10 protein-coding genes are annotated in these 13,989 nt (G+C 70.0%); all 10 read left to right on the top strand.

Annotated features, from left to right (window positions below; all coding sequences use genetic code 11):
- The 10 genes from ACFYNL_RS38255 to ACFYNL_RS38210 all read left to right on the top strand — a co-directional run bounded on the left by ACFYNL_RS38255 (position 1) and on the right by ACFYNL_RS38210 (position 13,873).
- Positions 1 to 2,826, top strand: a complete 2,826-nt coding sequence (locus ACFYNL_RS38255) for a hypothetical protein (protein ID WP_388812475.1) — start codon at positions 1 to 3, stop codon at positions 2,824 to 2,826.
- Positions 2,823 to 3,974, top strand: coding sequence for an NlpC/P60 family protein (locus ACFYNL_RS38250; RefSeq protein WP_388812473.1), 1,152 nt, complete (start codon positions 2,823 to 2,825; stop codon positions 3,972 to 3,974). Before ACFYNL_RS38255 ends, ACFYNL_RS38250 begins: the two co-directional genes overlap by 4 nt.
- Positions 3,971 to 4,597 carry a hypothetical protein gene (locus tag ACFYNL_RS38245; RefSeq protein ID WP_388812470.1) on the top strand — a complete coding sequence of 209 codons (627 nt, stop codon included), beginning with the start codon at positions 3,971 to 3,973 and terminating at the stop codon, positions 4,595 to 4,597. The genes ACFYNL_RS38250 and ACFYNL_RS38245 overlap by 4 nt, the downstream gene beginning before the upstream one ends.
- Complete coding sequence (locus tag ACFYNL_RS38240) at positions 4,573 to 7,203, top strand: ATP/GTP-binding protein (protein ID WP_388812468.1); 2,631 nt, start codon at positions 4,573 to 4,575, stop codon at positions 7,201 to 7,203. The genes ACFYNL_RS38245 and ACFYNL_RS38240 overlap by 25 nt, the downstream gene beginning before the upstream one ends.
- Complete coding sequence (locus tag ACFYNL_RS38235; protein ID WP_388812465.1) at positions 7,200 to 8,108, top strand: replication-relaxation family protein; 909 nt, start codon at positions 7,200 to 7,202, stop codon at positions 8,106 to 8,108. The genes ACFYNL_RS38240 and ACFYNL_RS38235 overlap by 4 nt, the downstream gene beginning before the upstream one ends.
- A 228-nt stretch (positions 8,109 to 8,336) precedes the next feature.
- A complete protein-coding gene (locus tag ACFYNL_RS38230; protein WP_388812462.1) occupies positions 8,337 to 8,489 on the top strand; it encodes a hypothetical protein in 153 nt (50 codons plus the stop codon).
- Between the two features lie 218 nt (positions 8,490 to 8,707).
- On the top strand, positions 8,708 to 9,208 hold the full coding sequence (locus ACFYNL_RS38225; RefSeq protein ID WP_388812460.1) for a hypothetical protein: 501 nt from the start codon (positions 8,708 to 8,710) through the stop codon (positions 9,206 to 9,208).
- Positions 9,205 to 11,832 (top strand): hypothetical protein, encoded by a 2,628-nt coding sequence (locus ACFYNL_RS38220; RefSeq protein ID WP_388812457.1) that lies wholly within the window; start codon positions 9,205 to 9,207, stop codon positions 11,830 to 11,832. Before ACFYNL_RS38225 ends, ACFYNL_RS38220 begins: the two co-directional genes overlap by 4 nt.
- A gap of 314 nt (positions 11,833 to 12,146) precedes the next feature.
- Positions 12,147 to 13,694: a DUF2637 domain-containing protein gene (locus tag ACFYNL_RS38215; protein ID WP_388812455.1), complete on the top strand. Its 1,548-nt coding sequence runs from the start codon at positions 12,147 to 12,149 to the stop codon at positions 13,692 to 13,694.
- Positions 13,691 to 13,873 carry a hypothetical protein gene (locus ACFYNL_RS38210; RefSeq protein ID WP_388812452.1) on the top strand — a complete coding sequence of 61 codons (183 nt, stop codon included), beginning with the start codon at positions 13,691 to 13,693 and terminating at the stop codon, positions 13,871 to 13,873. The genes ACFYNL_RS38215 and ACFYNL_RS38210 overlap by 4 nt, the downstream gene beginning before the upstream one ends.
- Positions 13,874 to 13,989 lie beyond the last annotated feature (116 nt).

Below are 13,989 nucleotides of genomic sequence, written 5' to 3'. Positions count from 1 at the left end.
ATGTTCCGTCCAGACCGTGCGACCCTGCGCTCGGCCGGCTTCGTCGTGCTGCTCACCGGCGTGTTTCTCATGGTGAACAGCCAGGTTGTGTACGCGGCGAGCGGCAACAGCGAGAGGGGTGACCTGCTCGCTGCGTTGAACATCACCTCCTCCGAGGGAGTGCCGATCGACGGGTATGAGCTGAACGCCGAGGGCGGCTCCATCGTCAGCTTCAAGACCCAGTCGCTCGCCTTTGCGCTGGGCGGTCTTTTCACCCTCATCCGGCTGCTGGTGGGCCTGTCGGGGTGGGCGGTGGAGGTGGCCTTCCGGTTCCCCCTGTTGAAGATCCTCACTGGGCCGGCGCAGAAGGTTTCCGATGCCTACAAGGATGTGGTCGTCAACGCGCTGGGGCTGAAGGGACTCTTGTTGGCCTGGGCGTTCGTGTTCGCCGGATTCATGATCGTGCGCGGCCGGGTCGGCCGCGGTCTGGGCGAGATGTTCCTGACCTTGTTGATCGGCGCCTTCGCTGCTTCCACCTTCGTCCGCCCGGATGTGCTGCTGGCCCAGGACGGCCCGCTGGGGCAGTCCCAGCAGGTGGCCGCCGAGGTCGCTCAGGAGGCCGTCAACTCTTACGACTGGGGCGGCAAGCTCGCCAGCCGGGGTCGATGCGAGGGCATGGCCGGCAACGCCGAGATCAAGTGCCTGCAACGGGAAGCCGAACGACCTGTTTCCTCCACCGACATCGCCCGTCCCCTGCAGGACTCGGTCACCAATGCGCTGATCGTGAAGCCGTACATGTTGCTGCAGTACGGGCGCATCCTCGACCCGGCCAAGGAATCCGACAGCAAGGCCTACGCCGTCCACGTGAAGTGGGTGACCGGTGGCTACAAGGCGCACTCCGCGTCCGAGAACCGGGAAGAAGCGTGCAGCCTGCTCTACGGTCCGGCCAAGGAGCACTGCCTGAGCGAGGGCAGCGACAGCAGCGATGATCTGCCGTCGCTCACGCCGGGAGGCGAACTGCTGGACGCCTCCCATGCGGTCGTCAGTGAGGAAGACCGCGAGTTCGCCGCGTTCCTCGCCGACTTGAAGAAGACCGGCGGCGTCGGCAAGGCCTGCGCAGCTTATGCCGAGAAGCCCACGTGGTGGCGGGTCGGCGGCGCCGTTTTGCTGCTGATCGCGGCGCTGTTCATCTGCGGCATGCTGCTGTCCAGCGCGATCGTCCTGCTCGGCACCCAGGGCGTGTGCGCTGCAGCAGCTGCCGTCGGCGGGGTCACCCTCATCGCGGGCATGCTGCCCGGTCCCGCACGCCAATCAGTGTGGAAGTGGCTGTCCTTGTGGGGCATTGCGGTCCTGGCTGTTGTCGGCGTCTGCGCGTTTGTGCCGTTCTTCGGGATCGCCGTCGATGCCACGATCACCGAAGGTCCGGACCTGATGGTGGAGCGGATCCTGCTGATCGACGTTCTGGCGATCGCCGGTGCGGCCGGGCACCGCCGCCTGCTCGTGGGCATCACGTCCTTTGGCCGCCGCATGACGATGCGGATGCGTTACGCCAAGGTCGGCGGCACCCACATGCCCGGCGACACCTCCGAGCTCGGCGCCGCACTCGCCATGAACTCACCCTCTGCAATGGGCGGTTACGGCGGCGGGCTGCGCGCCTTCACCGGCGGTGGAGGCGGTCGGTACGGGATGCTCGGCACCCGCCAGCGGCTGATGGGTGCGCTCGCCTCCTTCGTCGACGGCGCGGGCATGCCGGTGGACACCGGCGGCATCCTCGCCGACGCTACCGCCGAAGCCGGACGTGGTCTCGCCCCGCTCACCGCAGCTGCTGCCGTGGGCGGACTGGGGGCCAGGCTCGGGGCGAAGGGCGCGCACTGGCTGCTGATCGGCAAGCGTCCTGACAAGGAGCAGTTGGCCAAGTGGCGCAAGCCCACCGCCGACGGCGACCCGAACACGGGCGGTAACCCGTCGGACGGCGGCGACGGTTCAGGCGGCACGGGGCCGGACCGGCCCGGCGGCCCGCCTGACCGCTACCGCAACGAGCAGGGCCAGGTCGTCGACCGCACCACGGGTCAGGTGCTGCACGACCAGAACTTCGACCGCACCCTGCTGTCCACCCGCGCCCATAACCGGCTGGTCCGCTTTCGCGGGTATCGCATCCTCAATCGCGGGGGGCGGACTGCGTACGGGGCGACGGTCGGGCTGCCGGCAGACGTCCGCCGGGCCCGGGCGGGAGGCTCGCGTTTCTCCCAGGACGCCCGACAGCAGGTGCGGGTCTGGGGCAACACCGTCCGCGAGGACGGCCGGGCGTGGGCCGCCACGGGCCGCCATGTGTCTCGTGTCCTGCGGGAGCACACGGATGACAGCGGCGGCCCCGGCTCCTTGGCCAGCCGGCGTCTGCCGGCCCGTCCGGCACCGACTGCGCGTCCGACCGGTTCCTCCGGTTCCTCGGGCGGCACGCGTCCGGCTGCCCCCGGGGCCGGCGCGCCTGCATCTGCGGCCGCGGATGCAGCCAGCACCCGCGCGAGCGTCCCGCCGACGTCCCCGACGCGGCTGTCCGGCAGTGGGCCCCGGCGTCCGGGCCGCCCGGCAGCGGACACGTCCGCGGCGGCCCTCCCCGGAGTCGGACGTACTTCCGGCAGCACCCGCGACGAGGCGCGAGCACGATTCCAGGAGCTGATACGCAGGACCGCGCCCGAGGCTGAGCAACAGCGGCAGGCCCAGCCACGGCGCGAGGAGGAGGACGAACTGGATGCCCAGATCTGGGACGACCCGGTCTTTGTGGACTGGTGGCGGCGGGCCAGCAGAGATCTGGGGTGGGACCTGGACGAGGGCGGTGAGGGCCCATGAGGTCCACCCGCCGCCGTGCGGCGCGCTGGTGGTGTGTGCTGGCGGTACTGGGGTTCGCCGCCGTGTGCTGTGCCGCGCCGGTCGGCAACGCGATCAGCGCGTACGTTGCGCTGAAGACGGGTGCCCGAGGCGACGGCGGGATCGCCGAGGGCGGCAGCGCCGCGGACATCCCGCCGCGGATGCTGACCGCGTACAAGAAGGCCGCCGCGCAGATCGGCAAGCATGTTCCGCAGTGTCGGGGCATGCGCTGGCCGATCCTCGCCGGGATCGCCAAGGTCGAGTCCAATCACGCCGTGGGCCGGAACATCGCCGCAGGCGGTGACATCCGCCCGAAGATCTACGGGGTGCTCCTCAACGGCTCCGGCGCCGGTGGCAACACCACCGTCTTCCCCGACACCGACAACGGCCGCTGGGACGGCACCGCAAACGGCGAGCGTGCTGTCGGCCCCTTCCAGTTCCTGCCCTCCACCTGGGAAGGCGTCGGCAAGGACGCCAGTGGTGACAAGAGCGCCGACCCGCACAACGCCGACGACGCCGCGCTCGGCGCCGCGGTCTACCTGTGCGGAACCGGCCGTGACTTGACGAAGCAATCGCAGCTGAAGGCCGCGTTCTTCCAGTACAACCGGTCGAGGCAGTACGTCGCAGGCGTGCTGGGCTGGGTCGAGCAGTACACGGCGGACGGCAAGGACCCGGACCTGAAGAACGTCACCGGAAAGGTCCGCACCGTCATCGAGGCCGCACTCGCCCAGCGTGGAGTCCCCTATTCGTGGGGCGGCGGCAACGCGGGCGGCAAGTCGACCGGCATCTGCTGCTCCCCCAGCGGGAAGAGCGGCGCGGGTATCAAGGGCTTCGACTGCTCCGGGCTGACGCTGTACGCGTACGCGAAGGTCGGCATCAGACTGCCGCGTGTCGCGGCTGCCCAGGCCGGTGTCGGCAAGCGGATCCCGGCCGGCCTCGGCACGAGCGCACTCAAGGCCGGCGACCTCGTCTTCTACGCCACCGCTCCCGGACGCGATTTCACGATCTATCACGTCGGGATCTACGTAGGCGGCGGAAAGATGGTCAACGCTCCCCGCCCAGGGACCGTGGTGCGCCTGGACTCCGTCCACGCGATGTCGGGCTTTGCGGGGGGAGCGCGGCTGCTGTGACCACCACCCCGCGCTCACCGCGCCTGCTGCTTTGGAGCACCGTCGCGCTCGCCGTCGTGGGTGTCGCCCTGTTGGGCGTGCCGCACGGTCAGGAGCAATCCGCCCCGGCGTCGACGGCGCACGCGACCACGGATTGCTCATCGGCGGACGCTGTGCCTCGCGCCGGCAAGCCGACCGCCGGCGCGGCTGCCTGCGCAGCGTGCCCGTCGGCCTCGGTGTCCGCCCTGCCGCCGCACGGCGAGGGCGTGGCCGGCGACCCGGCCATCCAGCGGAACCTGGAGGCGGCCTGGCCCGCCGACCTTCCCGCACGCGACGAGCGGGAGCTGCTTGCCGCTGGACGCTTGCTGCTGCGCGCGGACGCCACTGGAGTCGGCCGCGCGAAGTGGCCAGAGGTATTCCCCGACTCGCGTCAGGCGGTCGCCCCGGCGCTCGCCACCGCTCGCTTCCGTATCCAGGCCGCGATCGCCCGCCGCGACGGCAGCCCGGACAAAGCGGTGGTCCATCTGGTGTGGGCCGGTATGGACCGCGGCGGCACCTTCACCGACCTGCGCATCACCGACAGGCACTTCACCCGCACTATCAAGAAGGGAGCAGCGACGTGGACTGCGCAGCCCCGCATGTGACGGACCGGGCCGATGACACGGCCGCAGGTCAGGTACCCGGCCTGGTCACCGCACTGGGTGACGCCGCCGACTGGCTCTATGACCACTGGTACCTGCTCGCCCTGACCATCGCCGCATGCTGGGGCGCGGGTGAGCTGGTGGTACGCCGGCTCGCGGCCAAGGCTTCGGCCGAGCGGATGGCCCTGGAGCTCGTCTCCAACCGGCATTTCGACCCGAGCCTGGAGGAAATCTTCCGCCGCGGTGTTCAGCTCGCCCGCGCATCGACGGCCATGCCCTGGTGGGCGCCCCGCCGCGCCAAGGCCGTCCAGATCCGGCTGCGCGCGGACGGCAGTGCGCCAGTGCGCTACCGCATCGAAGGCCCGGCAGGCGGTGAACGTTTGTTGTCCATCACCCCGTTCGGGCCGGACGTCACCATCAACCGGGCCCGGCCGATCGTCGACAAGCCGCGGACACACACGGTGCGAGCCGAGTTCATCCTGCGCGGCAAGCCCACGGCACCGCTGCGCGAGGTGCCACTCACCCCCGACCCGCTGCAGCCGCTCGTCGACGCCGTGGCCGACCTACGCGCCGAGCTCGGCGACCTCGCCGAGATCCGGCTCGACATCCAACGCGCCCCCAAGTGGGCGCTGCGGGCGCGACGCCTGCAGCTGATGAGCGCCGCACGCCGGTTAGAACGCCGCGAGGCCCAGCGGGCCACGCGCTGGCTGCGCCAAGACGCCAGCGGCATCGAGGACTCCCTGGGCCGGCAACTTCAGCAGCTCCTCAGCGACAAAACCGGCCCGGGGCCGGGACGGCGGCTGGTCATGCCGCCCGTTCCCCGCCGGGTGGAACCAGCCGAGGCACTGGGCAAGCTCGCCGAGGACGACCACCTGGTCAGGGTCCAGCTGCTCGTGATGTGCGCCTCACACACCGAAGGCCGCGCCCAGGCCCGGCTCGCCCAGCTCCAGGCCGCCTTCGACGTGTTCGGCGGCCGCTCCCGGTGGGCCATGCGAGGGTGGCGGTTGGGCCCGTGGCGGGTGGGCGCCGACCACTGGCCCACCCGGCATAGCTTCGAGCGCCGATGGAATCTGGGGCACTGCCAGCCGCCCCGCGCGAACTGGGTCCGGCTGGAGGAACTGACCGGGCTGCTCAAGCCGCCGACCGTGCACTGCCGTCTCCCGGTTCTCGCCGGTGATCTGCCGACCTTCGCCTTCGGCGATCCCGCATTGCTGCTGCAGGGCATCTACCGGGGCCCGGACGGCCGCGAGCGGATGGTCGCCACCTACGCCGAGGAGACCCTGTTCGAGGTCGGGGTCGGCAAAGCGGGCGGCGGCAAGACGGAGCGCGCCCTGGCGCAGGCGATCGGCTGGGCGCATGCGGGCGGAGGACTGCTCTTCGTCGACCCGCACCGCGACTCCTGGCCCCGGGCCACCCCGTTCCTGGCGCACGAGCATCTGATGCCTCGGATCGCGCTGATCGACCTCAACGGCCTGGGCCCCAAGGCGCGGGTGAGTTCGTGGAATCCGCTCGGCATGCACCAGGGCCAGGCAGCGCACGAGGTCGTCGAAGCGATCGCCGACGCCTACGCCTGCGCACTGGCCTGGGACGACACGACCGCCCCGCGTGCGCTCACCATCCTGACCACCGCGCTGACCGTCTTGGTCGCGGTCAACGAAGCGGCCTGCCAGGCCGGCCGGCCCGAGGACCAGGCCACGATCTTCCACGTACGGGCCCTGCTCACCGACACCCAGTTCCGCACGGCAGCGCTCGCCGCGGTGGCGGGCCGGCTGGACGAGGAGACCCGCTCCTGGTGGCAGGTAGTGTTCCCGACGCTGCCGCCCGACGCGTTCGCCGTGGTCCTCAACCCGATCGCCCGGCTGGCCGCCAACCCCATCACGCGGGCCTTCCTCGGTCAGCCGGTCGGCGTCTACAACATCCGTGCCGCGATGGACTCGCGGATGGTCGTGTGGGTGTGCCCGGGCGGCAGCGGGCCCACCGACCGCCTCTTGACCGCGCTGCTCGCCCGCGACCTGCTGCGGGCCGCACGCTCCCGGCGTGACACGCCTGAAGCCAAGCGGGTGCCGTTCCGCCCGTACTTCGACGAGCTGATCACGCTGACCGGCGCGGCCCCGGAGACGATCGCGAGCATGTTCGAGGATCTCCGTAAGTACCGGTGCCACATCCACGGCATGACCCAGCTGCTGGCCCGCCTTCCATCCGCGGTGCGGCTGTCGCTGGTGCAGAACGCCTCCACGCTGGCCACGACGGCCGGTTCGAAGTCTGCGATCGCGCCCGTCACCGCAGAGTGGGGCGACATCCCCAGCCCTGACCGGGTCGCCACCATGGAGCGGTTCGAGCACTTCGTCTCCATGAACGTGCAGGGCCGCCGTATCGGGCCCATCCAGCTGCGCGGGCCGCATCTCGATGACGTCTTCGCCGCCCAGGCCCGCCCAAGGGACGTACCCGCGCTGGAGTGGGCCGCCCAGGCCAACGCCCAGGCCCTCCCGCTGGGCCAGCTCACGAGCCGCGCCGCCGAACAGCTCGGCCGTGTCGCTGCCTTTCTGGCCGCGCACTCCCCTGCCGGCGCCGCCGCTGCCGACTTGTCGAAGGAGAAGGAGTTCGGGTGACCACCACCCAGCCGCAGGACCCTACGACGGCGGGCTTCACGCCCGGTCCCGTGGAGCGGCTCGCGCATCAGCTCCTGGCCGCCCTCGCCCAGCACCGCATGGCCTGCACCCATCAACTGCATGTCCTGTTGCGGCCCGACCGCTCCCGCCAGTCGGTCTCGGAGCGCCTGAACGAGCTGCTCGGCAAGCACCTGGTCGACTTCGTGGTGCTGCCTCAGTCGAACCGCACCCGGGTCTGGTACCTCACGCCGAAGGGCGCCCGCCTCACACGGGACTGGCCCGCACTGCGCGGCCGCCCGCCCTATCCGATCCATTCAGCGACGGCCGCCTCGCTGAAGACCCCCCACACCCTGACCGTCCTGCGCACGCATCTTCAGTTCGTCGCCGATGCCCGCCGCCGCGGCGACGAGCACGGTCACCTCGACTGGACGCCTGAGGTGTTCCACTCGATCGGCGACGGCGAAAAGGTCGTGGCCGACGCGGTCATGCACTACACCCTCACCGGCGGCCAACAGCGGCGGAAACTGCGGGCGTTCGTCGAGGTCGACCGGGCCACCATGAGCAGCGAGCGACTGGCGGCCAAGCTGATCGAGTACGCGAGATTGTGGACCTACGATCCACAGCCGGCCGGTCGGCGCCGGCATCCGACCGTGCAGGGATGGCTGCGCTGGTACCCGGTGTTTCCGCGGGTCCTCTTCGTACTGACCGGAGCCGGGCGCCAGGCGATGGACAACCGGATCAGCGACCTCAAGGCCATGGTCGCCCACCATCCGCTCGTGGCCGACCTCGCCCGCGAAGTACCGCTGGGAGCAGTGGTCCTGGACGACCTGGAAGAGCACAGCCCCACCGCGGACGTGTGGGTCCCTCTGGCCGGCGGCGAACCCCGCCCCTGGACCGAGCTCTAGCCACTCCGCAAGAGGCGCAGACCGAATGTCGCAGCCTTGCAACTGCCCCCGCCACCCCCCTTGAGATTTGCTTACGCGAAGTACTAGGTTTCTGTCGCACCGGCGGACTCACACCACAAAAGACAATGTCAATAACACCATTGAGGATGCAAGGTGACACACTCGACTCACGTCATTCGCAATGAAGAAACAGTCTTAGCCGTCGTGTGGCCGGCCGTCACACAGTCCGTGGCGCACCTCGACGACGCCCTCGTCCTGCAGGCCGCCGGCGACTTCGACCTCGACGACCTCAACCTCGTACGGCACCAGTTCCCGCACCGCCGCGTCACCATCGACGGCGACACCATCACCATCTGGCCCCGCCATCGGGAGAACCGGTGAGCCGCCGCCGCAACCATCCCCCCACCCCGCCGCGCAGCGCCGCACCCGCCCTGGCAGTGCCGGCTCTCCTGCGTGCGTGCCGCCCGCTGTCAGGGCCGGCCCCTGCACCCACACAGCTCGCGGCCGTCTGCCGCCGGCGCTCGGCCGGCACCCCCGGCATCACGCAGGGCCAGCGCTCCACACGAAAATCAGGCCGGTCACCGGCGGCGGTGGCGGCGGTGACCGCCCTCCTCCTGGCCACAGCCGGCTGCGCGGACGCACCCCACAAGCCCAAGCGCACGCCGGCAACCGCCGGCGCCGCCTCTCAGACACGGTCCGAACAGCCGCTGGCACGGCTTACCGGCCCTGCCCACCTGGCCCTGACCATCACCGAGGCGGACCGCGACCCCAGCGGCTTCCTCACACTGCGCGGCACGATGACCAACAAAGGCGCGGACACCACCATGATCCCTGCCGAATTACGCGGCAACGAACGCCACGTCCTTCGCAACGGCCAGTCACTGGCCGGGGCCACACTGATCGACTTCCACCACCGCAAGCGCTACTACGTCCTGCGTGACACCGAAGGCCGGCCCCTGACCACCACCGGCCTCAATTCCCTCAAAGCCCGCCAAAGCGTCGCGGTGTTCTGGCAGTTCCCCGCCCCACCCGCCACCACCACAGCCGTCGACATCCAGCTCCCCCTGTTCGACACCGCCACCCTCAGGATCACGTCGTGAGGACCAACTTGCCGCCTACTCAGGCCCGGCCCCCCGCAAGCCGACTCCTGCCCGGCCTCACAGCCGCCCTCATCGCCACAGCCCTGCTGAGCACCCCCCAGGCGGACGCCATCACTGCGCACCCCACCGCAGCAAGGGCAACCGCCCTGGCCGGCACGCACCTCGCCATCAACACACGCGACCCCGACCTGGCCCTGCCCGCCGGCACCACCCTCGCGAAGCCGAAAATCCTCGACCTCACCGCACCCCGACTCGCCCTGCGCAAGCGCATCGAACCCGATGCCCGCACCACCCCCCGCCCCAGCACCAGCCAGCAGCCCGGCCCCGCGCACCCCACCGTCAGCGCATCCGCCGCAGAAAGCACCCCCGAACCCACCGGCACCTTCACACTCGCACCCGAACCCACCGGCGCCTTCACACCCGCCCCCGAGCAGACAGACGACTCCGCATCCACCCACCCCATCCCCGCGTTGACCCTCGCGGTCACCAGCGCACTCCTCGCGGCCGCACTCGCCGGCCTGCTCATCCATCGGCGCAGGCGCCGGCGCCCCCTCGACGCCACAACCACCCCGGCACCCCCCGCACGAGCCCAGCCGGCAGCGCCCGCCGAGCCCAGCGGCGCAGTCCGCCTGGACAAGGCGCTGCGCACTCTGGCCCAGCAGGCGACGCAGCACGGCCATCCGCATCTGCCCGAAGTGCGCGCCGCACGCATCGGGCCCCGCACACTTGAGGTCCTGCCGCAGGAGGGCGCCTCAGCGCCGCCCACGCCGTTCACCGCAGGCACAAACGGATGGTGGCAGCTGCCGGCTGACGCCCACCTCGTGGACGACGAGCAGGCCCACACCGTCCCGGCCCCCTACCCGGCCCTGGCCACCGTCGGAACCACCGCCCAAGGCGCTCTGCTCCTGGCCAACCTCACCCAGCTGCCCGTCCTCCTCCTCGACGGAGAGGCCGCCCACATCAACGAGGTCTGCACCGCACTCACCCTCGAACTCGCCACCAGCCCCTGGAGTGCCGGCACCGACATCACCCTGATCGGATTCGGTGAGGATCTCCCCCGGCTGCTGCCGGCCCGCCGCATCACCCACGCCCCCCACCCGGCCGACGCCGCCCGCGCGGTGACCGAGCGGCTGCTCGAGGCGCACCAAAGACCCTCTTCCGAGCACCGGCCTCACCTGCTGCTGTGCACCAAAGCCCTGGGTGCCGATGCTGCACGGCAGTTCGCCGACCTCATCACCACCGCACAAGACACCCGCATCGCCCTGATCGCCCCGGCAACCGGCGCGGCGGCACACTTCCCCGCCGCCGACATCCTCAACGCCTCCCTCACCACGCCCCAGCCGTTCGCCTCCCTCGACACCGACATCACCCTGCAACGCCTCACACACACCGCCTACCAGCGCATCACCACTGCCCTGACCGCAACCGGCCCAAGCGCGCACACCGCCACCGAAGTCCAACCCGAAGCCAGACACGACCCCACAGACCAACAGCCGGCATCCGCCCTTGCAAAGACGCCCACCAGCCAAGCAGCCGGCACCCACCCCGGCGTATGTCCACCCACACCCGATACCCCCGCACCCTCCGCACGCCAAACGACCGCCCCCCACCAGAGCACCTCGCGACCGGCCTCCGCGCACGATGGCACCGCCGAAAGCCAGGTATTCCCTTGCCTGCTCGCCGCCCTCGCCGACTCCAGCGTCACGCCGCCAGCCTCCCCCGCGCCAGACCCCACCACCCCGGCCGACACCGCCACCGGCAACCCGCCCCAAGACCACACCCCGCCCTCCCCCGATCCGCACACCAGCCACACCCACCGCACCAGCCACACCAGCACCAGCACCAGCACCAGCACCAGCCATGCGCCGGACCACGATCCGAACGCGCCGGAAATTCGGGTGCTTGGTCCCCTCGAAGTCGACCGCGTCCACACAACCGGCCATGGCCCGCGCATCGCCCAACTCGCCGCCCTGCTCTACTTCCGCCCCCACCACAGCGCAGACACTCTCTGCACCGACATGGACCCCCACACCCCCTGGTCCACCGCCACCCTCAACGCCCGACTACAAGGTCTGCGCCGCGCCCTGGGCAACGATCCCACCGGCAACCCCTATGTCCCCCGCCGCCACAGCGCCGACGACCCGTACCAGCTCTCCCCCGCCATCCGCTGCGACTGGACCACCTTCCTCCGCTACACCGAACACGCCCTACCCAAAGGCCCAGCCGGACTGGAAGACCTCGAAAAAGCCCTCCAACTCGTCCGCGGACGCCCCTTCGGCCCCCGGCCCCTGCCCTGGACCCAACCCCTCCAACAAGAAATGACCACCAAAATCGTCCAGGTCGCCCACACCGTCGCCCGCCACCGCACCCCCAACGGCCCCCACCACAACCTCACCAAAGCCCGCCAAGCCATCACCACCGGCCTCGACGTCGACGACAGCGCAGAACTCCTCTACCGCGACTGGATCCGCATCGAAGCAACCGCCGGCAACCGCCCCGGACTCCACACAGCCATCACCCGCCTCCAACACACCAACCACACACTCGGCTGCCCCCTGGAAAAAGAGACCCAAGACCTCATCCACACCCTCACCACACCCACCACCAGCCCCCACCCCACATGAACACCCCTTACGACAGGCCCCCAGTCCCCGACCCGCCCGCCTTCAACAGCCCGTACACCGCCGCTGGACTACCAGCCACGCCCGAGACTGCACCAACCCCGCGTAGCACTACCCGACCCGGCATCCAGGCCCCGACCTGTCCACCGGGCGAACCCACCACACCTCCCCCACACAGCCCCAACGCCACACCCACACCCGACCCCGCCGACAAGCAGCCGCATCCACCCCACACAACCAAGGCAACAGCACCCGCCACCCACCACGCCGGACCGAACAAGCACACACCCAGCCGCGCCCACCGCGCCGTGACCGGCATGATCACCACCGGCGCCGTCCTGATCGCCGCCATCGGCTTCACCGGCTCCTACACCGCCGTCCGCGACCTCGCCCTCGCAGAAGGCTTCGGAACCTTCAGCTACCTCTTCCCCATCGGCATCGACGCCGGCATCGTCGTCCTCCTCGCCCTGGACCTACAGCTCACCTGGATCCGCATCCCCTACCCACTCCTGCGCCACACGGCCTGGCTGCTGACCTTCGCCACCATCGCCTTCAACGCCGCCACCGCCTGGCCCGACCCACTCGGCGTGAGCATGCACGCCGTCATCCCCCTGCTCTTCGTCATAGCAGTCGAGGCGGCCCGCCACGCCATCGGCCGCATCGCCCACCTCACCGCCGACACCCACATGGACCCCATCCGCCCCGCACGCTGGCTGCTCAGCCCGCTACCCACCTTCCTACTGTGGCGACGCATGAAACTGTGGGAACTGCGCTCCTACCACCAAGCCATCAGCCTTGAACAACAACGCCTGCTCTACCAGGCCCGCCTGCGCACCCGTTACGGCCGCGGCTGGCGCAGAAAAGCACCCACCCAAGCACTCACGCCCCTACGCCTAGCCCGCTACGGAATCCCCCTACCAGCCCACCCACCCGGCATCCCACCGACCCAGCCACACCTCACACCCACCCCGAAACCACACACCACTGACCCACCCACACTGACCACCCCGCCACCACAGCGAGCAGCTCACAGCAACACCGCCACACCGACACCCAGCAGCTCACAACAACCCGCAACCACCCGGCAAAACCGCCAGGCCCCCCACCCCACCCACCCCACATCCACGGACACCACCACCCCGCGGCTTGGCAGCACGCCATCCCCGACAGCCCGCCCACAACACGACCCCAACCAAGACAACGCGCCAGCACCCGAGCGGCACAACCACGAACACAAGCAGGCACACCCCACCCCACCAGACGAACCCCCACCACCCGCCCGGCTCCCACCCGACCCGACCCGAGCCCCCACCCCCACACCACCACACCCCCACCCCAAGGCGAAAACCCGGCAGCACACGCATCCCAACACCCACACCACTACAACAGCCCCCACCCCGGGCATGGGAACGGTTCCTGCCAGGCACGCCCTCACCGCAGCCGACCACTACTACCTCGCCTGGCACCACTACCAGCAACACCACGGCAAAGAACCCGACCCCGCCGAACTCTCCACCCACCTCGCCCACAAAGGCATCTACGGCCGCGACAACCAACCCGTCAAACCCAAAACCCTAGCCCGCTACACCCTCCAATTCCGCATCTACACCATCTGGGCAAAACACCGCGCCCTCACCAACCACCCATCCCTCCAAACCGTCGCTGAAGACTGCGCCTCCCACGGCATCACCGGCCAATACAACAAACCCCTCACCCCCACCGACCTCAAAAAACACCTCAACCGCTTCCAACACCGCTGGCACACCCTCAACCCCCACACCACCAACCAGCACCACCCACCAACACCACCCACGGCCCTAAATCACCGTTTCCTTTGGTGTGATCGGTCGTCGAGCCGTACATGACCGATCCGGTCGAGCGATTGGCACCAGACGAGTTATGGATACTCTTCCGGCGGGCGGCGCCGCCGACGAAAGTGAAGCGCCGGCAGAACGGCCGCGGCTGGCAGGCCAGTGACCGCCAGACACCGGCAGCGATCACCGCTGGACGCAACGATGCTGCGATCCCGCATGCGCACCAATGACGCAAACGACGCACCCCCCAGAACCGACAAGCCGGTAAACCCAACACCAGCACCACCAAGCCGCCCACAACACAACCAACCCAAGACCACAAACCACACCCACAGCCGCCAGAGTC

Origin of the sequence: Streptomyces sp. NPDC007808, assembly GCF_042868655.1 — a bacterium.
Taxonomy (GTDB): Bacteria; Actinomycetota; Actinomycetes; order Streptomycetales; family Streptomycetaceae; genus Streptomyces.
The sequence above is the reverse complement of the archived record's forward strand: the minus strand, read 5'-3'. Positions and strand labels throughout refer to the sequence as shown.

Bases quoted from the DNA above. Each gene is read 5' to 3' on its own strand.
- ACFYNL_RS38255 (WP_388812475.1), top strand. From the start codon at position 1: ATGTTCCGTCCAGACCGTGCGACCCTGCGCTCGGCCGGCTTCGTCGTG.
- ACFYNL_RS38250 (WP_388812473.1), top strand. From the start codon at position 2,823: ATGAGGTCCACCCGCCGCCGTGCGGCGCGCTGGTGGTGTGTGCTGGCG.
- ACFYNL_RS38215 (WP_388812455.1), top strand. From the start codon at position 12,147: ATGATCACCACCGGCGCCGTCCTGATCGCCGCCATCGGCTTCACCGGC.
- ACFYNL_RS38210 (WP_388812452.1), top strand. From the start codon at position 13,691: ATGACCGATCCGGTCGAGCGATTGGCACCAGACGAGTTATGGATACTC.